The 20,190-nt window shown below is 55.0% G+C and carries 16 protein-coding genes; 5 read left to right on the top strand and 11 right to left on the bottom strand.

Annotation, left to right across the window (positions count from 1 at the left end; genetic code table 11):
* A partial coding sequence (locus DQ353_RS22055) for a hypothetical protein (RefSeq protein ID WP_220094070.1) occupies positions 1–270 on the top strand: 270 nt, incomplete at its 5' end.
* A gap of 466 nt (positions 271–736) precedes the next feature.
* Here the strand turns inward: DQ353_RS22055 and DQ353_RS19270 are convergent.
* The 4 genes from DQ353_RS19270 to DQ353_RS21445 form a co-directional block, all read right to left on the bottom strand.
* Positions 737–3,211, bottom strand: coding sequence for a DEAD/DEAH box helicase family protein (locus tag DQ353_RS19270; RefSeq protein WP_113764800.1), 2,475 nt, complete (start codon positions 3,209–3,211; stop codon positions 737–739).
* A 1-nt stretch (position 3,212) separates the two neighbouring features.
* On the bottom strand, positions 3,213–4,877 hold the full coding sequence (locus DQ353_RS19265) for a site-specific DNA-methyltransferase (RefSeq protein ID WP_113764799.1): 1,665 nt from the start codon (positions 4,875–4,877) through the stop codon (positions 3,213–3,215).
* Between the two features lie 283 nt (positions 4,878–5,160).
* Positions 5,161–6,159: a DUF3644 domain-containing protein gene (locus DQ353_RS19260; protein ID WP_181578508.1), complete on the bottom strand. Its 999-nt coding sequence runs from the start codon at positions 6,157–6,159 to the stop codon at positions 5,161–5,163.
* Between the two features lie 715 nt (positions 6,160–6,874).
* On the bottom strand, positions 6,875–7,294 hold the full coding sequence (locus tag DQ353_RS21445) for a hypothetical protein (RefSeq protein WP_146755346.1): 420 nt from the start codon (positions 7,292–7,294) through the stop codon (positions 6,875–6,877).
* Positions 7,295–7,581: 287 nt separating this feature from the next.
* Here DQ353_RS21445 and DQ353_RS19255 point away from each other — a divergent pair, with 287 nt between their 5' ends.
* The gene (locus DQ353_RS19255; protein ID WP_071216167.1) at positions 7,582–8,148 is read left to right on the top strand and encodes a recombinase family protein; all 567 of its coding nucleotides are present in this window, start codon (positions 7,582–7,584) and stop codon (positions 8,146–8,148) included.
* A gap of 168 nt (positions 8,149–8,316) precedes the next feature.
* On the opposite strand, the gene DQ353_RS21440 is transcribed toward DQ353_RS19255, so the two are convergent.
* The 6 genes from DQ353_RS21440 to DQ353_RS19220 form a co-directional block, all read right to left on the bottom strand.
* Complete coding sequence (locus DQ353_RS21440) at positions 8,317–9,351, bottom strand: DUF8696 domain-containing protein (protein WP_146755345.1); 1,035 nt, start codon at positions 9,349–9,351, stop codon at positions 8,317–8,319.
* A gap of 2,034 nt (positions 9,352–11,385) precedes the next feature.
* Positions 11,386–12,912, bottom strand: coding sequence for a hypothetical protein (locus DQ353_RS19240; RefSeq protein WP_113764796.1), 1,527 nt, complete (start codon positions 12,910–12,912; stop codon positions 11,386–11,388).
* Positions 12,909–13,484 carry a hypothetical protein gene (locus DQ353_RS19235; RefSeq protein WP_146755344.1) on the bottom strand — a complete coding sequence of 192 codons (576 nt, stop codon included), beginning with the start codon at positions 13,482–13,484 and terminating at the stop codon, positions 12,909–12,911. The genes DQ353_RS19240 and DQ353_RS19235 overlap by 4 nt, the downstream gene beginning before the upstream one ends.
* Before the next feature lie 288 nt (positions 13,485–13,772).
* Positions 13,773–15,539: an ATP-binding protein gene (locus tag DQ353_RS19230; RefSeq protein WP_113764794.1), complete on the bottom strand. Its 1,767-nt coding sequence runs from the start codon at positions 15,537–15,539 to the stop codon at positions 13,773–13,775.
* The gene (locus DQ353_RS19225) at positions 15,536–16,588 is read right to left on the bottom strand and encodes an SIR2 family protein (RefSeq protein ID WP_113764793.1); all 1,053 of its coding nucleotides are present in this window, start codon (positions 16,586–16,588) and stop codon (positions 15,536–15,538) included. The genes DQ353_RS19230 and DQ353_RS19225 overlap by 4 nt, the downstream gene beginning before the upstream one ends.
* Positions 16,589–16,679: 91 nt before the next feature.
* On the bottom strand, positions 16,680–17,258 hold the full coding sequence (locus DQ353_RS19220; protein WP_113764792.1) for a recombinase family protein: 579 nt from the start codon (positions 17,256–17,258) through the stop codon (positions 16,680–16,682).
* Between the two features lie 203 nt (positions 17,259–17,461).
* Between DQ353_RS19220 and DQ353_RS19215 the strand changes: the two genes are divergently transcribed.
* A complete protein-coding gene (locus DQ353_RS19215; RefSeq protein ID WP_113764791.1) occupies positions 17,462–18,115 on the top strand; it encodes a hypothetical protein in 654 nt (217 codons plus the stop codon).
* A gap of 85 nt (positions 18,116–18,200) precedes the next feature.
* Here the strand turns inward: DQ353_RS19215 and DQ353_RS19210 are convergent, their stop codons facing one another.
* Positions 18,201–18,578, bottom strand: a complete 378-nt coding sequence (locus DQ353_RS19210) for a DUF4190 domain-containing protein (RefSeq protein WP_220094069.1) — start codon at positions 18,576–18,578, stop codon at positions 18,201–18,203.
* Between the two features lie 431 nt (positions 18,579–19,009).
* On the opposite strand from DQ353_RS19210, the gene DQ353_RS19205 reads away from it, so the two are divergent.
* Together DQ353_RS19205 and DQ353_RS19200 are read left to right on the top strand one after the other, a co-directional pair.
* Positions 19,010–19,687 carry a recombinase family protein gene (locus DQ353_RS19205; protein WP_113764804.1) on the top strand — a complete coding sequence of 226 codons (678 nt, stop codon included), beginning with the start codon at positions 19,010–19,012 and terminating at the stop codon, positions 19,685–19,687.
* A gap of 65 nt (positions 19,688–19,752) precedes the next feature.
* Positions 19,753–20,154, top strand: coding sequence for a TnpV protein (locus DQ353_RS19200; protein WP_113764803.1), 402 nt, complete (start codon positions 19,753–19,755; stop codon positions 20,152–20,154).
* The last annotated feature ends 36 nt before the right edge of the window (positions 20,155–20,190 follow it).

Genomic DNA, 20,190 nt, shown 5'->3' with positions numbered 1-20,190 from the left:
GGAATCGGTCCCGTTCATCGGCAGCGATCTCAAAGCACCCATGTTGCCATCTTAACTGAGACAAACCATGAAATCCGTATCTTGCCAAGTATATTGAGATTTTTGCCAACAATACTGAGACAGGACAGATCGGGGTGGGCATGGATCGGCAGCCAGTCACAAGCCGACTACGTATGTGCTGTTATCGGCGAAACAGGGGTGCGGTCGCTGCATCTGCCGCGCCTCGTAATTGCTTATCGAACTGTGCGGGAGACCGTCTTGGTTGTGTAGCCGGGCCTGGATCCAGTGACCTTGACGCTTAGGCTTTTTCCCCGGTCGCGGCTGGTCACTTTGTATGTGGGTTTGGTTGCCTTCGAAATGGGGACTCCGTTGCGATGCCCTGCGGAGGAAACCCAAAACGTCGTCCAGTTCCTTCAAGCAGCCGCCTTCGGGGCAGATGGCATTCCTTACGGAACCCTGCCCCGAAGTGCAGACGACCTATGGAAAGAACTTAACGCCCTACTCTGGCCATTGCCCGGACTACCCAAGGGCTGACCGCACTCGGAATGCTCGTTCAACGGCTGATGCCCCGGAACGCATTCTGCATCAATCAGCAGCCTCTGCCGTTTGCAGCCCCTAGAGGGTAGTTCTAATTTGGAACTCCCCTTCTAGGGGTGCAGGCCACAGTTTCATTGTGTTTGCAAGCTTCCAGATGGCAGGTAATCCTAAAAAGGCAGGAACATAGGATGCCTGCCTTCTACATTTCTGGGGCTGATGCATATATGAGCGCTTGCCAGGACCCCGCCGATTTCAGGTGGGACTCCGTGGCAAACACGTATCGCCAAGTGGCAAATTGCCCATCGTCACGAACTAGCCGTGCCCAATCCTCAGCGGCATTTCGCTTGGCAACCACGTCCGGGGATCCCGCTTCTTTGTCACTTTTGCCCTCGATGAGCCAGTGATTATCTTCGTCATCGATAGCAATGAAATCAGGGAAGTACGATGTGCCGTTCTCCATTGGAATGTACGCCGGCCCCGTGCTCGATAGCCTGAGCCACCACTTGATATTAGGATCCCGGTCAAGCATGTGAGCCAGAACCCACTCTGTACTTTTTGCGTCAAAAGTTGCCGAAGGCAAGATTGAACGAGACCATCCGGTGAACGCTGCGAACTTCTTAAATTCGCTGTTGTAGGCGTTACTCGCCTCGACGTTGGGTACTGGCTCTGTCGGAAGAATCCTCTGATCGAGTTCAAAAGTGAGTTGCTGCTTGCGGTTGTTCAACTCTTTCCGCACGAGTGCACGCAACCCCTCGACCGCTTGGGTTTTACGTCCTTCGCCCCACATCGCCTCACTATCGTCTGCGGTGACGCCGGCACCCTCGAGGAAGGCATCCACGACCCGTTTGATGGCGTTCCTTTCCCGCGCCTCTTTCTGAACTTCAGGGAGGGCCGTGAGAGCTTGTCGTAGTTCGTGCCGAACAAGCTCTATGGGCGTTGTTTGCTGAAATGCCTCGTGTCCCTGTTCCGGAGTCCGCTTGATCTCGACCTGCCCAGTCATAGATCGACTGGCATTTAAGGCATCTCTATAAAGGAAGGAAGGAACTTCCTTGAGAAACTGAACCCCAGCAAGCTTGGCATTTGGGCTGGTGACCTGAGACATCGAAAAGGTGAGAGGAACGAGTTTGGCTCGCATCATTGGGAAAACAATTTGGGGCGAACCTTCAGTACGGTTGACATAGGGTGGTCGCTCGATTTCCTTGACGGCATCATCCATTTCAACGACTTTGAGGCCCTTGCTCACGGGGAACCCCTCATTGTCCTGAGGCTCCTCAACATCACTCTCACCGTCTCTGTCGAGTGCGGTGTCGAATCCCAACGTCGGGTGATTATCATAATGCCCTCGCGGTAACGATGCTCCCGATTGCGTTTCAGAGGTAGCACTGGGCAATTCTGCCTCTGAGTTTTTCGGCAGCGGTGGATCAGAATGGTCGACTCGTTGTAGCAACACATCCTTCTGGGCCAAGAGTTTTTGGTAGGAATCGTGGGCTACGATATCTACTTGGTCGACAGATGGTACTCCCGTTCGGGCGCCGAAAGGTAGACGCAGCCCTCGTCCAAGGATCTGCTCGGTGAGACATTCAGAGGCCAGCCGACGGAGCGCGACGATAACGGCGATCCGCTTTACGTCCCAGCCTTCTTTAAGCATGTCAACGCTGACGATGGCGCGGATCGGGGAATCTTCGCGTTCCACATCCGCGAGAGCCTGCAGCGCTTCGTCGCTTGACGTCGCATTTATTTCTAATACGGTGCCAGTTTCGCCGATCATCCCCGGCTGTGTCAGCAACGCTGCGACATCTTGGGCATGATTGATGGTCTTGCACACCACAAACAGGCATGGCTTAGTAGCTGGCTTCTCAGGGTTGTGTTGTCGGTATTGGGAATACGCCACTTCTTTGCTCCGCAGGAGATGACAGGCGTCAGCCAGCTGAGTTCGTTCGTCAGAGTGCCCATCCTTGCGGTAAACAATGACCGGTACCTTCACGAACTCATCGGCTATCGCATCGCCAAGGGAATACTGGAAGATCACCTTGGAGATGTCAGATTCGGCAGGGGTGGCGGTGACACCGACAAGTGCCATCGGGTTCAGATCCCGGATAGCGGAGGAAAACGCCTTGGCTTTCTCCGAATAGATATGATGCTCGTCGGAGAGAATCACAAGATCTTCAGCGCCGCGCAAATGTTCGTAGAGAGAGTCTCCTAGATTCTCATCAGCTTCCCGTACTTTGCGTGAGGCCTTCTGCGTAGGTGCAATAAGCTGCTGGACATTGAACACGAATAGCTTTACACGGCGTGAATCCGTCAGCACAGTTCCTGTCTCGCCGGTGCGGAAGTTTTCTGGCGTGACGATGAAGGGCTCATACTCGGCACCGGGCACATATTTCGGGTGCCCCGGGGTGAAGTTGCTGATGGTCTTGGACTGGATCGTGGACCCTGGGGAAACGATGAGGACATTGCGGACACCCTGCGACGCAAGATACTCAACCAGAGCAGCCATCAAATATGTCTTCCCCACGCCTGTGGCAACGTCAGCCACAGACTCAGTAAATCCTTCAGCATTCGCGAGATGATCCACGATGGCGCCCACTGCGTTCGCATTTGGTTTGCGCAGATCAAAGCGGGCTGTAATGTCGGCCAAAAGGGCGGAGTCAGTAGTGATAGTAGGTGCAGGCACGCTATTTCACAGTTCCTTTCGCAAAGAGATCTTCAGGGACGAGGCGGATGCGTGATCCCGAGGAGAGATCCCGGAGCAGCTGAGCCGCTTCTGGGAGAACCCCCTTAGCAACAACGAGTGCCTTGTACCCGTCGCCAAGATTTTGAAGGACGGCCCGGATGACATTCTCATCTGCTACGCCGTCGATCACAGCCAATTTTGAGCGTCCCTTGATCCCACAGAAAACGGGAGCACCAACGGTCAGCCTGTACCCGAGCTGTCCCGCAATTGCGGTGGCGAAGGTCTCATTAGTGGCATTTTCAGACAAGTAGATTTCGCCGTCCAACACCTCATACATAGACGGTGACATGACAGCCGTCGAATAACCCCCACCACCTGTCCATGAAGATGCTTCGGTAACGCCACCTAGGTCATGGTTGTCCACAATCTTTTTGACTCTAGGTTCTATGAACGTCCGCACGGTGGATTCAAGGAGCTCAACTCCTACCCATCGGCGCCGGAGCTTATGCGCAGTTGCGATAGTGGTTCCAGAACCGGAGAAACAATCAAGGACGATGTCACCCTCATCCGTAGAAAGCGCAATAATCCGTGCCAGCAATTTCTCTGGTTTCGGTGTATCGAACCCTTGCCCGGAGTCTGGAAACAGTGTGCGTATCTCACTTTTTGCAACGTCAATATGACCAACTGCTTCGCCATTCCAAATCGTACGAAGCTTCTTTGTTTTATCCATGTGGAGCTTGTCGATCTGGAACACATCAGTTCTGATTCCTTCACGTCCATTGACGATGCGAGCATGGAGTTCGCTGATCTGTTCCTCTGCTTTTGGTTTGCCCCATCGCCAAACTGCAGGGCTACCGTCGCCGAATATTGGGCGGACTTCTGTTGCCCCATCGAAGGGGTTGAGGCGCACCTCTCCAGTCGTGGGATTGGCATAGACCGGGTATGCCAGGTTAGGACGATTTGCAGGTGTAAATCGCTTGTTTGTATTGCGGAAACGAATCAGGCGGTAAGGCGTACCTTCGTGATCCCTTTCGGGGTAGTCGTGCAACGAAACATCTTCGGCTAGACCCGTACGGAGCTGCACCTTTTCTGCTCTCTTGCAGTAAACGAGCAGATATTCGTGGGAACGGGCAAAAAACTTACTTAGCTGCCTTCCCTTAGGGTTCATCTCCAAGACGATTTGTCCGATGTGGTTCTGACGGCCAAATATCTCGTCCAGCAAAACGCGAGCGTAAGGCATCTCCGCGTCATCGATATGTACCCAAATGGTGCCTTCATCAGACATCAGGGTCTTAAGGAGGGTGAGCCTGTCCCTCATCATCGTTAGCCACACGGAATGTTCCAGAGCATCGGCATAGTGATCGAATGCTTGGGATGTGTTGTAGGGAGGGTCGGCATAGACCATTTGAACCTTGCCCCGATACTTGTCTGCCCACTCTGGGACTGCCACAAGCGAGCGTAAAGCATCGCCAGAGTCTCCAGTGATCAATAAGTTGTCACCTGGGTTTTCGCCGTAGGTGCTAGTGATCCTGATCGGCTTTACCTCGCTGGCGCGAGGATCCGTGGGATCAACCCAGTCGTAACTGTATTTACCATCCTCCGAGGAAATAAGGGCTTGGTCTTTGCCCATCCATGTTAATTCAAGGCGGCCCTTGGGTTTGCTCATGCAGATGATTCCTTAGATTTAATGATCTTTGCTGTCGAATAGCCTCCAATGATCCTATCGGTGGGGATGACCCATCTGAGGGCTGGAGGCGCCAAGGTGACATTCTCAAAATATGACTCTCGGAATGCCATGAGTTGACTGCACAGCCGAGCGACGAGTCTTCCAACGGGGGATCACTCCGAGGTAGGGAGCCATAGTTTCGCCTCATGGTCTTGCTTACCCTGCGCACGACGGAGTGCGCGGTGCCCTAGGGCAGCAGTATCGACCATTTTGGGGAGTGTGGTTACGAGTCGCGGAATGCCAGTACAGCATCGTAAATGCTCTGATCGCTGAGTTTGCGAACTAGATAACTAACCCATGCTTTTGTGTAGACGTATTGCTCGAACGCCGCGTTGTAGCGGCAGAAATCGGACTTGGTGTTGTGTTTGTTATCGGCGTTCGTCGGTGGCCTGACCTTGAAGTACTTCCAAGCTTGCGTGTGGTGATGCATGGTGAATGGGTTCGTCAGGTCTCGCGCCACTTCCTCAACGACTTGGCCGGCGCGTAGGGATCCCAGATCGGCAACCGGGACTTTCTTTTCCCGGATGATCGTCTGAACCTGATCCATCACCGCTCGCTGGTCATCGGTGAGTTCCTCGGGTTTGACGAAGGTCATGACGGCGTCGGCCTCAGTTCTCGGTCCCGTGTAAGGGATGAGGTAGATACGGAAATCGAACTGTTGATCATTTGAAATCACCGGTTCGAGGCCAGCGTCATAGTCCTGCACCCATTCCAATATTCCCTTCGGAACCTGGGCGCGCACTGCTTTAACTGCTTCCGCTGCATCCTCTGTAATGGATGATATGAACAGTGGGAAACGCAGTTCGGATCCCATTGCTTCTTCTTGGCCAAACCATTCCATGAGCGATTTTTCATAGTTCAATAGGTACGCCTGTGTTCGTCCGGCGACTAGGGCAGCGGTGTTTTTCTCATAGCGGTGTTCGATGATATTACGCAGGCCGATGAAGAAATCAATATTGGCTTTGCGGGGGTCTGTATCCAAAAAATATTCGTTCATCAGCGTATGGAGAGGCTTGAATTTCCATCCACCGTCTTCATGCCGGATGCGGTGCCCGCGTATATTTCTGAAGTATGGGTCCCCTCCGTTCTTTTCGGCGTGCGCTTGAAGGATTTTTAGCCAAGCCATGCCCATGTGGACAATGAAGGCCTCCAGCTGCCGTTCGTTCCCGGAACGGTTGTAGAGGTCGACCGCGAGGCGGGCTTCATTCTTGGATGACTGCAAGACATGCCACCAATGCGGGCGAGGTGGCATCAGCTCCGCCCACAAGCTATGCAAGCGGTGGTGCTTCCGACAGCTGGAACAGGGTACAAGGGGATAGCTTCAATCCAAGAGCACATGAATAGAACTCCAGCGACAGATAGGCCTTGCCACAAGTCCAGCCCAGTTGTGGCTCCGAAAGGGGTGAGAAACAGGGCCCCGATAGATAGGGGGATCCACCACCAAGCCTTTGGAATTACTTGATGCCTGAGTGCCGGCCACAGCAGAAATCTAGACGTTGAATGGTTTCTTGTCCTCCCGAAGAAGCGGAAAGCCGTTACCGTGACTGGAAATAGAAACAGCGTCAACCAAGCAATAAGGACCAGAGCTGACTCCTCTAAAACAATAGAGCCAGTGGCATGTCTAATTAGGAAGAATGTCAAGGGGACGATGGCTAGAGCGCAAGCTATTCCAAACCTAAATAGAACTGCCCTAGATGTTCCCAGCTGTGATCCCACTTGATCCCCAATTTGTAATGATATTTGTACTACAACACTGAAATCCTACTCGGCGTTTCTCGTCAACATGAGACTTGGTATAACCGACACGATAACTAGTCAGAGAGGATTGGAGGATGTCCGGGCGCGGGTATAGCCTCGGAGGCCCAGTTGAGGACGGTCCAGCGCTTATCCATTAGCCGCATTACCAAGGGGTACACGGCTCTTGCCTCATCTGGGTGTCATAGGCCGCCTTTGGGGCTGTCTGGATGAACATACAAAAGCTCGGTATCCATTGCTATGGGTCTGGGGGAAGCACCAATGGCTGCAGAGCTTAAATCGAGGGGATACACATTGCGGAAGTCGCGGAGTATTACTCTGGAAAAGTCGTCCCAGAGGGCATGCTTCCCAGGGGAAATTTCGGCCAAGTCTTCTGCGGTCTTTTCTGGGTTATAGCCAGCGTCTCGCAAACTTCCTCGGTTTGCCTCCGTCCACCCCTGAGCCAGACAGAGGCGCAGGATGGGGTGCATGACTTCCCACGCTAAAGCGGGATTTCCGCCGTAGAAGGGCTTAAGAAATTTCCAAGCCGCGGAGACGACTTCAACCTGAGCAAGGATCAGTTCGCGGTCTTCCTTGGGGAGCTCACTTGGATCAAATGTCATGTTCCCAATTCTCGCTGACTTTTCACACATCGTGATTGGAGCGTGCCAGGGCCAGTTTCCACTGAACTCGGCCCTTCAGTGCGGAAGTCGGAGAAGAAGTTTTTTCTTGAGTGTCCTCGTCGCAAGAAAGGATCGTTTGATGAGACTTCAGGCTTTCTCGGGTGCGGCGTTTTCGGGCCCCCTGAACCGTTGAATTTTCAAAGGACTCGGATTCTCAACAATGTGTCTCGCGTATACTTTCCAAGTAACGATGGAATTTAACCTTTAACGAGACCTGGGAGCCGGAAGTGGCCAGTATCGGATATGCACGCGTCAGCACGGTGGACCAGAACGCCCAGCTGCAACTGGACGCCCTAAAGCAAGCCGGGTGCGAGCGGGTCTTCACCGACCACGGAGTCAGCGGAACCCGCGCCAGCCGGCCGGAGCTGGACAAGATGCTCGACCACTTGCGCCCAGGCCAGGACGAAGTGGTGGTGTGGAAGTTGGACAGGCTGGGACGCAACACCCGCAACCTCCTGGCACTCATCGACGACCTGGAATCCCGCGACATCCATTTCCGGTCGCTCACCGAGGGCATTTCGACCACCGGTCCCATGGGCACGGCCATGCTGACGGTGATGTCGGCCTTTGCCCAGCTCGAGCGCGACCAGCTGGCCGAACGCACCCGCGCCGGGATGGCGGCTGCCGCCGCCAATGGCCGGCCGGCGGGCCGACGGGAAATCACAGCGGAGCACGGGAAGGTCAAGCGTGCCCGGGAGCTGAAGGCCCAGGGGATCAAGCCCGCCGACATCGGCAAGATCCTGGGTGCCAGCCGCGCCACGGTCTACAGGTACCTCAGCCTGGGCAGGGACTGACCCCGGTGCCGCCGTGCACCAAGTGTCCCTGACAGGATTCCCGGATCCTTCGGGGAGCCGCGAGGAGATGTGTTCGTTGGCGTACCAAAGTACCGGGAAGGGATTGTATCCATGCCGTCGTCTTCGGTCCCCAGGGTTTTCCAAGAAGCCGGGAGCATCGTTGAACCGTTAGGTGTAGATCCTGATTAGTCTCAGTTGGAAGGCCATTTCGTCCGCGTAGTAGTCGCGGGCGCTTGTTGCCTGGTCATAGGCGTCTTTCCACTGGGCGCCATTCCACCAGCGGTGTTGGTTGGCGATGAGGTTTTTGGCGAGTTGGTCTTTTTCTTTCCAGAGCCGGTAAGCCGACGCATATTTCCCTGAGAATCCCAGGAGGCGCATTGCATCGTCCATCTCGCTTTCCCATACGGTGGAGCGAATGATCTTGAGTTGCTTGGTGGCAGTCGCGTTTACTGCCGCTGGCCAAGGTTTGAAAGTGGCATCCAGCCGGTTTGCCTTTTCCCTTTCATGGTTCCGGACGGACGGGGCCATGCGCCAATGTTGCCTGAACTGCAGCATTTGGGAGCCTGCGGGGTTTTCAATGCGCAGGGAGAGGAATCCGGATCCGCCACCGTTAATCACGAGCTTCGCGCTGGTGCTACTGGAGGAAACGATTTTTGCTGAGTATGCGCCCGCGAAGTCTCCGACCTTAATCCGGTGAAGGTTGGTGCCCGTCAACGTGATGGTGCTCTTTTCCAAGCGTCCGATCGTGGTCGTTGACAGCTTGGAGATTCTTGGTTTGAGCCATTTCTTCACCGTCAGGGTGGCGGTTGATGAGGTTACCTTGCTGCGCTTCCCGGTCACCACGACTCGGTACTTTGTCTTCGACTGGGATGACTTCGCCGCGGGTGCTGTGTAGGTCGCCTTGCGCGCTGCTGCTCCGGCGACGTTTTTCCATTTGCTGCCCGGGCGCTTGGACTGCCACTGGTACCTGAGGGATGATCCAGTCGCCCTGGCGGTGAACTTCGGACGGTCTGCCACGTAGACCGTTGTGCTCCGTGGCTGGGCCGTGATCCTCGTCTGTAGGGTCTTCTTCGCGACGGGGATTCCCGCAGGTGCCAGCGAGGAGACGGCAGTCATGGACGACGGGGAGGCCGTAGCTGGCACGGTGCCGAAGGAGAGCGAAGTGATCAGGAGTGTTGCCATGGTCCAGCTGATGAAACGCATATAAGGTCTTCCCCAAGATTTGAATGCAGAGTTTCTCTAAACGCTAACATCGGGATCGATAATTATCATTTTTTATGACTATTCCACGGTTTTTTCTATCGCACCGGATGGACTCCTGCCTGACTTGGCTTCCTTGTGGTCAGGTCTGAGTCCCTACGTTCACGTTATGACTGAACCATCGGGACACGAGCTCGCTCTCTGGCAGGGCATCCAACGATCAAGGCCCGACCCCTGTCTCGAATGATGAGGAGCGCCGGTGAGCAGGTAGTCATAGGGGCATCCAATCTGGGCAATCGTGCCACCCGGTTCCTGGAGAACCGGCCGGGAGCCCAAGCGGCCGTTTCCCGTGGGCAAGAGTTCGTGGGCAAGGGCGCCCAGGTGATCGGCACCGGACACCGCTACAGCCAGGCCACCCCGGGGCATCCCGAGTGGGCATGCCGTAAGCCAGGGATCTTGCCTGGCTTGGTGCCCAACCCCTCCAAAAACCCCGGAAACCTGGGGATTTGATTTTCTCTCGAAGCACTACTATATTTCTTGGCATGCGGGGAAGAAGAACGAATTACCCCTCAGTTTGAGGGAGCTGCAGTTGCTCCCTTTGGGGGGAAACCCGCACAGCAGTACCCGGCCGTCGGACAGCTTGAGACGGCCACCGCAGTAGAGAAGTACCAGCAGTAGCAGCAGTACCCAAAGGGCGTGGTCCTCGACAGCTTGAGACGACCACAGCAGTAATGCAGTAGCCGGAGGGCGTGGTCGTCGGACAGCTTGAGACGGCCGCAGCAGTACAGGACCAGCAACCCCGGCAGTACAGAAGCACCAGCAGTAAAGCAGTACAGCAGTAGCCGGAGGGCGTGGTCGTCGGACAGCTTGAGACGGCCGCAGCAGTACAGGACCAGCAACCCCGGCAGTACAGAAGCACCAGCAGTAAAGCAGTACAGCAGTAGCCGGAGGGCGTGGTCGTCGGACAGCTTGAGACGGCCGCAGCAGTACAGGACCAGCAACCCCGGCAGTACAGAAGCACCAGCAGTAAAGCAGTACAGCAGTAGCCGGAGGGCGTGGTCGTCGGACAGCTTGAGACGGCCGCAGCAGTACAGGACCAGTAACCCCGGCAGCAAAGCAGTACCCGCAGTATCAGCAGTACCCGGCCGTCGGACAGCTTGAGACGGTCGCAGCAAACCGGCAGTACCAGCAGTAAATCAGTAGAGCAGTACCCGGAGGGCGTGGTCGTCAGACAGCTTGAGACGACCACAGCAGTACCAGCAACACCGGTAGTACCTGCAGTACCGGGCCGTAGGACAGCTTGAGACGGCCACCATAGTAAAGTAAAACAACCCCCTATAGGCGGGCTGGTGATGAATCCGTATTCATCACCGGCCCGCCCCTTTCCGTTCTTGCCAAGGTTGGCCTCGCTCACCAGTTGCGCGCCACCATGGCAGGAATCGGAGTCGGCACTATCAAAGAACCCGCCCTTTGCCTCCTCGGGTGTCCCTCAGCCGCCCGTGAGTGCTTCCCCATAGGATCGGGGGTTTGGGTACCTTCGCGAGAAATAGCGCGCCAGCCCACCGGTGCCTGTTTGGGGTATGCCCTAACCTGACACCGCAAATGAATGTGAAACCGTCCATTTAGGACTCTAATTTAGCTTTGCTGTACGTCTACTTAGGGGTCTAAGGGGCTAACAGGACATGCCTCGGGCAAAAGGAATCAGTGGACGTATATGTGCCAATACCGGTGGAAACCCTGAAACACCCTGTGGGATCCCGTCGCTTTCAAAACGGCGGGATAGTTTCCGGGTCAGTTTGAACTGACGTGCTCCAAGGCCTCCTAGATCGCGCTTTCACACTCTGTCAGGGGAGAAGCTCCATGATACTGGGCGGTTCCTAATGACAAAACGGGGGAGCCACGGTGTGCTCATATCGCGAATCACTCACGACGGCAATGGCCAGCACTCTTTCGGGGCTCGTAGAGGCCGGGGTCGACTTTTGAATTAAGTTGTCGACGGCTAATACACGCTGTAGTCGGTATGATTCACGGTCCAGTTCAGATTTCCTGCTCGTTGGCTGATGCTTCTGCCTCAACAGTCAGCTGCACAACATCGTGTGTCTCTCTGCCATCGTTAAGGTGGTCGTCCAGTTTTGGTGCGTCTACCTCAAAGAATCCTTGGGCCTCAGCGTCACCCAATACTGCATCTTGGTTTTTCAATGACAGAGGGCTCCTATAAGCGAGAATGCTCAATGAAGATCGAGCCAGATCTGCAATTGTTGCTCCCTGGCCGGCAACGGCAAGACCCTTTCCGAATTTGACGGAGACGGCCGCGAAACCCTCCTTGCTTTCACGAGGTGAGAAGCGCAGCACCAAGTCAGAGACCGAGTACGTATCATCGAGCGATTGGGCCACGTTTTCAACGTCCTGACGAATATCGTCGCTCTTCTCCGCTTCGATACGAACCGAGCGGGTAATGCCCTTAAGATTCACTGAAGCGAGCTGGAAAGAAGAGAGATTTTTTTCTAGATCGTTCCAGGCAGGGAAAGCACCGTCATCTCTGCCCCTAAGTGTGCGACCGTCAGAACTGAAGTTGACTCGATGGATTCCAGCATCGACCCCTAACACGCCCGAACGAAATCGCCATCCATTCCTAGTGACAGTGTCATCATCATCGGCAGCTGCGATCCTGGAAGATACCCCCAGATATGAGCGTTGGGCCTGCCAACTTTCCGCATTCGCAACCATGAGCGGACTGATATCCAACCCTTCTAGGGCTGGAGCAATCCGCTCAATCTCCGAAAAGGAAGTCATTTCGCCGAAACGACGCCAAAAGCTCCTACTCCCGATCGGTTTTTCTTGGTGAAGGAGCCAAGGAAGAAGCTCTTGCAATTCAATGTCCGAAAGGCGACCAGTCAAGCTTTCCAGTATAGGGTGAGACGCCGCAGAGTCTTCGTTCAACGCTAAGGCAACGATGGCAGCCGTGCGTTCCATCCTGACCGCGGCCGGTTCGGTGAAGCTTTCCCTAACGATCTCTGTGAGGTTTGCTGGTTCAGCCTGATCTTGGGCCTGAATTAGTGATTCCACACGGGCTTCATCAATAAGACCTCGTCCGCCGCGAAAGAAGCTGGACTGAACTAGACGAGTCAAGGGTGTCACGTTGCGGGCTTCGGGCTCAAGCATTTCGCCCATCGCGCTGACGTCGGTAAGGAGTGTTTGACTGGCCTTCTTGGGTTCGTCCCTGATCATTTGAGGAGAGATTGGCGGCATCTCCTGTGAAAAATCCTTCGTTTCATCCAGAGACATGAAGACTGGACTATCGGATGAAGTCTGCGTCAACTCGTCCGCAGCAAGAATAGATGCGTAGCTGCCCCGGAGATAGAGATCCCGTGTCGATTTGTCTCCTCGCCAACTCACAATGAAGTCTGGGATCGCGCTGTGGTTGAAGTACTGAGTGTCTTCTACGATTGCTCCTTCGTCCAATTCGTAGATCTTCGCCTGCACCAGCTTTTTGACCCGGTGTATGTATTCGTCCTGGCGGAATTCCTCTCGTGCCGCCGCCAGCGCATCAAGAAAATCGCTCACAGCGACTCCGCCTTCCGATCGAGGTGCACACGGACCATCTTCAACTCATCTCGACTGAGACTGAGATTCTCTTGCTTGGGATTAAAAACAAGAACCATAATGCGAGACGCCACGTCTCGCACGAGATCCTCGTCTATGACACGGTCCTTAAGATATTCCGGATGATTCTCCAGAGCCTTGACCATTTGGTCGCGGGTTTCCAGCGCGGTCCAGTTCTCGAGATTAAATGGATGGAATGTGACCCAAATAAAGTGACGTTTTCTATAACCCCCCAGGCGTTCTTTCTCACTGATCGTTGAGCTATATGCGATTGCTAAGAAGTGCAGGAACTCCTTGTACTGGCCCCCAGGGGTGGTGTATCGCTTACTCTCGACGATCACTGGTTCTTTTCTTCCCGTGAGAAAATGTCCCTGTAGGTCAAAGATTTTTTTACCGCTTAAATGTGGAAGCGTGCAATCCAACTTGTGATGATAGGCATCGAAAGGTAGCTCGATGAAGGTCGTTGCTTCGAGCCAGCGTTTGATGATCGCGACACCTTCGCGCCCCAGTTCTTGGGTTTCTTCTGCCGTCATTTCCCGAATATATCGTGGAAGTGACCATACTTAGCTATAAACCGGGCTAAGTGCCACGTCACATTCGGGCGGTAAGTATAGGGACGCGGTCCAAGAGTATGGACAGGGTGTATTGCCAAGTTAATTAGCCGCGCAGATCTCGGATTGGACCAGGCGATAAAGCGAGACCGATGGCTTTGAATTCATTGCTCATTCTATGTCTGGGTGGAATATGCCAGAACTCGACAGAGGAAAATTATGAATACGAAACGTCTCGGGATGGTTCAATGCACTGATACCTAGAGTCTATTAAACTCTTGATTGTCGTCTCATGGACTCCACCGCACTGGAAAGCGTCTCGGGTTCTGAAGGTCTTGAGTTCCATTCGCTCCAAAATTTCCGGGTAGCGCTGTCGGGCTTGATCATGGGCGGGTCCAGCCTGATTCTTGTGGGAAGTACGATGGAATCGCCGATCACGATCGCTTCTCCCACGTCCAAAAGGGGGAGCGAGGCTGTCAGGCCGGTCAGATTGTCAGGCATCACTCGTTCAATGACTCTACGGTCTTGATCATTCGTCAGCCGGAGCACGATGAAGTTGTTGCATTGCGAAAGCACGGTCTTACTTACGTCGGAGGGGCGCTGGCTGACGATGAGGAGAGAGACCCCGTACTTGCGACCTTCTTTCGCGATTCTTTCGAATGAGTCCAGAGCGCGTTGGTCGCGCGCCGTGACGTTATCCGAAGGCAGGTACAGATGCGCCTCATCGCATACCACCGTGAACGGGGTCCTTTGCTCGGGTGCGGACCAGAACTGAATATCGTACAGAACCCGCGCGAATACCCCGACTACAACGGGCAAAGCATCTGAGGGAACCTCGCTGAAATCGACGACCTTTATTCCTCGGGTGGTGCCCAGCATGTCTTTGGCCAGGCCATGCAGCCACTCGTAGTGGGATGTAGTGTCTGGAGCTTGGAACATGAAGGAGTACCGTCTATCCTTCATCTTCGTCTTGAGGCGGGAAATGAATCGCGTGAGTTTTCCTTTGAACGGTCCGCCCACTGGCCTCGCTGTTGACCCCGGCACCATCTCGGTGTCATCAAATTCAAGCAAATCTACGAGTTCGCTCAATGAAAATGGGATAGGGCTGTCGACGGTGAAGTTGTCTAGTGCCTGTGCCTTTTCGGCTAATTCCAACGTCTTGCGCTTGAGGGACCGTATATGTTCAGTGAATCGAGCTGCTTGGTTCGGGGCGTTGTCTTCACTGCGGTCCAGGAGGAGGGCCAGAAGCTCTTCCTGGTTGAGCATCCAGTATGGAAGAAATAGCACCCCCCCGTTTTCGGAGAGATCACTGGGTCCCGCGACTCGCCAGCCGCGCGCCAGCGATTTCCCTGATTCTGAGGGTTGGGCCAGAGGGGAATATTCCCCGTGCATATCCAACACGACCAAATTCGGGTATTGGAGTGCAGCTGCTCGCTCCAATATGAGCGCGACAGCCCAGCTCTTTCCCGACCCGGTGCTACCCACTAGTGCGGCATGTCTCTGGAACAGGCGATCACCGTCGGCAACGGCCTTCGCACTAGCATCGGCAACAAAGGATCCTAGATAGAGCCGTTTTTCCTCGTCGACTTCGCTGGAGAGAAGGCTCATCAGGGTTTGAAGGTTGCTGCCCACGATTGACCAGCATTTGGCGTCAATGCGTGGATAGGAGTCGGCTCCTCGCTTGAACGTATTCTTTCGTTGCCCGTCCACCGTCCTGTATGTACCGAGCAAGACGACCCTGAAGAGGTCCCTATCGACACGAGTCAGTGGGACCGGCTCTTCTGTCTCACCGTCCTCGAACATGTCCGCTAGTTCCGAATCTCGGGTGACCCTGTCGAGCATCCCCACTAGGTATTCGGAAGGAAGCTGGCCCTCCATCGCAATGAGAGTCCCGATGCTCACTCGAGTGATCTTTTCGGGATCCGTTGCCTCTGCCCAAACACTGGAAGTGTCGATGCGGAAGGCCGTTCCTAGCGGAGATGCCGGATCGAATATCAGACCCGCGGATTGGTCCGTAGCTGTTTGTTGGCTAGTCATGCGGATAATACCTCCGGTATCATTTCGGCGAGGTCCCAAAGTTTTAACCCCTCGACCTTCAAGGTTTGGCCGTGCATTTGTGCTCGTGTTGATGATGGATCATCTGGCCACTTGTCCAGTGCGAGAATCGCCGGAAACCGTGCAACGTAGGCCAGCGCCGAGTTAGTTAATGTCCGAGCTAAGACCGTGGTTTTCGTGTTCATATTGAACTGCGGATCAAGGTGTGTTTGCAGGTGATCGTCGTTGAACCCATAGCCAACAAAAAGAAGCGATGAAGCATCATCAATGGCTTTGGTCGCGCGGCTTTTCTGGGAATCGAATGGCCTGTCGTAGCCAGACCTATATTTGCTCAGACCGGGCGTGATCATGAGCCTTCGACTCTGCAACGGAATCTCGGATCGAACGGGGTGACCAAAATAGTCGTACCAATCGAGGCTGCCGTGGGGTTTGGATAATCGAACGTGAGATTTCAAAGCAACCACCGGTTTGCGCCCTCCCGGTCGTTTGACCACTTGGAGCTGTGATCGACTGGATACCTCGTCATAGCGTCCGATGGAATTGCCGCTGAATCCCGTATCTACCGTTATGCCGGCCAACGCGCACGCAAGCTCAATGATTCGATCGTAATTTGTGGTGATTACATCGGCCGCAATGTTTGCCTTGGTGACGTATATCAGCAACTTCCCGAGCATGCAGGGTTCATTTGATGCGAGCATTGTACTCATGGCCGTTGATTCAGCATCCAAGATTATTTGCGCCGTTGATGCAACGACCAGTGAGATGATGGGGTCATCACTCGGAAGACTATCCAAAGCCGCTTCGAGGCCGACTCCACGGTTTAGTTGTTCTTCAACTACCAACCAATTTTCCTCGCTATGCCCAGCCTTGAGAATAAGCGGCGGCACAGAAACCACCAAGCCATCAGCGAGAGCGCCCATCCCGGGGAGGCCATACGCACACGACAGGCCGGAACCTACGACAGTGGTGATTCCAGATGTGAACATGTCCTGGATGTGCGTATAGATGACCTGCGGATTCAAGATGCTCACACTACAGACTATGCATGAGCCGCATCGAAGCGTTGCATCTGTGTCGGTGGATGGCCTGTCGGGACATTTATCCGGGGAAGTGCCCAAATAGCTATGTAGAAATGGTTCGCTGCACAATGCGATACACCGTGCTGCGTGCGACCCCGAAGAGCTCGGCGATTTCGGCGCTGGTATGTTTGCCGCCGTGGTGCAGGGCAACGAGGTGTTTTTCCTGGGCGGGGGAGAGCTTGGGTTGTTTGCCGCGGAGCCGGCCCTTGGCCTTGGCGATTTGCATGCCTTCTCGGGTGCGGGCGCGGATGAGGTCGGATTCGAATTCGGCGACCATCGCCAAGACATTGAAGAGCAGCCTGCCGACGGGGTCGGTGGGGTCGTGGACGTTTCCGCCGAGGCTGAGCTTGATCTTGCGTTTGGTGAGGTCTTCGACGATGTCGCGGGCGTCGGGCAGCGAGCGGGCGAGACGGTCGAGTTTAGTGACCACGAGGGTGTCGCCCGCCCGGCATGCGGCGAGGGCTTGTTGAAGTCCGGGGCGTTCGCGGTTCCGTCCCGTGAGCCCGTGGTCCACGTAGACCAGATCTTCAGGGACGCCGAGTGCCTCGAGTCCTGCTTGTTGAGATGAAAGATCTTGTTGGCTAGTGGAGACACGGGCGTACCCGACCAAATGCGGTGACATGTCTCGAGTGTAGCGTTTGGGTTACCCTCACCGGGCTTTATTTCGGGCGGGGTATCTGCGAACCTGAGTGGTGCGGAATGTCAACGTATTTAACTATCGGAATTTTGGGGCCCAGGTGTCGCGGTGGGGGATCGGCTTACGGGCGGGCACCGAAAGAAAATTCCTGTTGCTATCCGGCAGAGGGCGAAGGATAGGCTCCAACTATGTCCACAACCCCACCGAGCGTTCAAAAAAACGCCCGCCGCAAACTCTCAAAATTCCTCAAACGCTCTAGGCCTGGATTGGGTGAGCCAATTATCAATCTGAGGGACGCGAGCGGTCGCATCCCGATTCTAGAAGTTATTTGGAAGCGACTCGACGACGATACCTGGCGCATCAACGGGTTCGAGGACCATCAACTCGATAAGCGGCAGGTGGACTCTACACTCGTTGAATGCCGTGTGTTCTTCACTTCGGGCGAGGACTGCTATCTGCCAGGGATTGTCACGGCGCTTCAAAGCCTCGTCACGCCTGAGCAAGCAAAGGCTAGACGCTTCTTGAAGCAGCATGTCGCTCAAGTAGTTAGTGGTTCGCGGATTGGCGCTTCAGGACCGATATTTCACTCGGGCCGCCTGGAAATGGACAACGGATTAGGTCCTGGAATTTTGCTTGGCAGCGATTTGATCGCGATGGATTACATCTACGGGATTGCTCTACACGAAGACGACGAGCGTCTAGCGCGTATAGGGAACGTGAGTATCGAATCAGCGCTGCAAGCTGTCGTCTATCACTTCAACGACCTCCTGCACGTGATCGCGAACCTTCGGACTCAGGTCGAACATGATCTTCAGATGGGCTACTTCGAGCTCGAGACTTAAGTCGATTGCGCCATACCGTTTTGAGCCGTCGAACATGTACCTGCCCGCAGAGGGTTCCTTGATGGGAGATCAAGTGAACGCGACTTTAGCGCAACGCGAAAGCTCCCATGATTCCCAGAACAAAGAACCCGAGCCAGATATAACCAATGATCAGACCGGCCAGCGCGAGGCCGTCACCAGCCTGACCGGTTTGCTTGATCTGACTCCGAGCAATGTGCCCGAATACAATCCCTAGGATCCCGGTGAACAACCCGAGTACTAGGGCTAAAATCGCGAAGATGTTTGTCCCGGGCTGGGCAGGCTGCTGATAGAGGGGCTGGCCATCCAGCGCATAACCAACCTGCGTAGGGGGCAACTGCTGTCCGCCTGGTCCGACTGCGGTATTGACGCGCTGGTTCGGCTTAGTCGCGGCTTTCACAACCAGCACGACGACCACTATTGCGGCGGCAACCACCAACAGCATGACTATGTGCCATCCCTGCAATCCACCCACGACAAATGCTCCTCTTGCTTAAGACGATGGAGTTCCACCGTAGTATCCCGATCCTATCCGACGATTTTCATGTTGAACTGACCCAAAGGACTTCTTCGCAACGTCCAATATTGAACTCACGTCAGGGAAGATTTCCAATATTTGACGAGTTGGATGCCATTCCCTCGTTAGTCGAACGCGCAAGGCACTCTTCCGATCTGGATGTGCCACAGATGAGTGACCCAGTAGTCGTTCCGTTACCGGACACGCCATCGCAGTGCAGAGGACTTCTGACATTTAGTGCACGAGACTCCTGAAAAATAACACCAAAAAGTGTTTCACAAACCAAGTACGAAACATGTATGATTAACTCGAAACTTTGAAACGTTTTTGACCCAATCAACCCATTGAGGGGGATCTGCATGGAACGGCCAGAAAGACTGGACGGCGTGGAAGAACCATGCATAGTCCCCAAGGGTGTCGCACTCGGGTACGCCCGGGTGAGCACCAAGGATCAGAACGTGGAGAGCCAGCGCCAGCAACTCGTTGCAGCAGGCTGCTATGACGTGTACGCGGACCAGGGGAAATTCGGGGCGACCATGACGCGCCCGGAGTTGGGTGCCTGCCTCCGTGCCCTGCAACCGGGCAACACTCTGGTGGTCACCAAGCTGGACCGTTTGGGCCGCACCGTGCGCGGACTGGTGGAACTGCTGGGCACCCTCAAAGATCGTGGAGTTGCCTTTCGTTCCTTGACCGAAGGCATCGACACCACCACCATGCAAGGCCGGATGATATTCGGAATCATCGCCTCAGTAGCTGAGATGGAGCGCGAACTGATCCGCGAACGCACCATGGCAGGACTCGCGGTGGCCACCGGCAAGGGCGGGCGACCCCCAAGCTTGCAGCCCCACGATGTGCGCGAGGCACGCAGGCTCAGGGAGAACGAGAAGTGGTCGCTTGACCGGATTGCGGAGAAGTTCAAGGTGAGCCGTTCCACCATTATTCGGGCACTTCGCCAAGATGGGTTGGCCGGGGATGGATACGCTGGTAAAAAGCCAGCTACTTCATCCCGGGAGCCGACCCATGGCCAGAGCACGTAAAACACAGATTCAAGGCCAGGTGTCCCTGGATGATTTTCTCTTTTCAGAACCCGAGGAGGTTCGTGATGAACACATACGGCAAGTTCGCACAGAACGCGTGGAAGACCCTGGCCCCGAGCCAGTACGAGTCGATAGTGGACCCGGAGATGTGGTTCACGAATCTGGGGATCGAGGCGGAGAACAGCGTGGACAGTCTGCAGGTGCAGATCGCTGGACACGATACGCCGGGGGAGACCTACCTGGAGAAGGTCGGGAGGCTGACGGGAGCGAAGATGCAGGCCGAGGAAATCGTGAGGTCCGAGATGCTGACCCCACAGCCGGAGGACTTGGAGGAGGAACAAGACGAGAACGAGGAAGAGGACTCGACCGCGATCCACTTGGATTTCCGCAAGGAAATGAACCGAATCATGCAGGCAGGGATGGAAGACCTGAACCGGGAGGAAATGGAGCGGGGACTGAACCCCTAAGCCCACCGTCACGGTTCATCCCCACCACTCAGGACA

The sequence above is a fragment of the Arthrobacter sp. AQ5-05 genome (assembly GCF_003287975.1).
In the GTDB taxonomy this organism is placed as follows: Bacteria; Actinomycetota; Actinomycetes; order Actinomycetales; family Micrococcaceae; genus Paeniglutamicibacter.
The sequence above is the reverse complement of the archived record's forward strand: the minus strand, read 5'-3'. Positions and strand labels throughout refer to the sequence as shown.

Coding starts and splice junctions, on each gene's coding strand:
- DQ353_RS19265 (WP_113764799.1), bottom strand. CDS start 4,877: ATGAGCAAACCCAAGGGCCGCCTTGAATTAACATGGATGGGCAAAGAC.
- DQ353_RS21445 (WP_146755346.1), bottom strand. CDS start 7,294: ATGACATTTGATCCAAGTGAGCTCCCCAAGGAAGACCGCGAACTGATC.
- DQ353_RS21440 (WP_146755345.1), bottom strand. CDS start 9,351: ATGCGTTTCATCAGCTGGACCATGGCAACACTCCTGATCACTTCGCTC.
- DQ353_RS19235 (WP_146755344.1), bottom strand. CDS start 13,484: ATGACGGCAGAAGAAACCCAAGAACTGGGGCGCGAAGGTGTCGCGATC.
- DQ353_RS19230 (WP_113764794.1), bottom strand. CDS start 15,539: ATGACTAGCCAACAAACAGCTACGGACCAATCCGCGGGTCTGATATTC.
- DQ353_RS19220 (WP_113764792.1), bottom strand. CDS start 17,258: ATGTCACCGCATTTGGTCGGGTACGCCCGTGTCTCCACTAGCCAACAA.
- DQ353_RS19215 (WP_113764791.1), top strand. CDS start 17,462: ATGTCCACAACCCCACCGAGCGTTCAAAAAAACGCCCGCCGCAAACTC.
- DQ353_RS19210 (WP_220094069.1), bottom strand. CDS start 18,578: ATGCTGTTGGTGGTTGCCGCCGCAATAGTGGTCGTCGTGCTGGTTGTG.
- DQ353_RS19205 (WP_113764804.1), top strand. CDS start 19,010: ATGGAACGGCCAGAAAGACTGGACGGCGTGGAAGAACCATGCATAGTC.
- DQ353_RS19200 (WP_113764803.1), top strand. CDS start 19,753: ATGAACACATACGGCAAGTTCGCACAGAACGCGTGGAAGACCCTGGCC.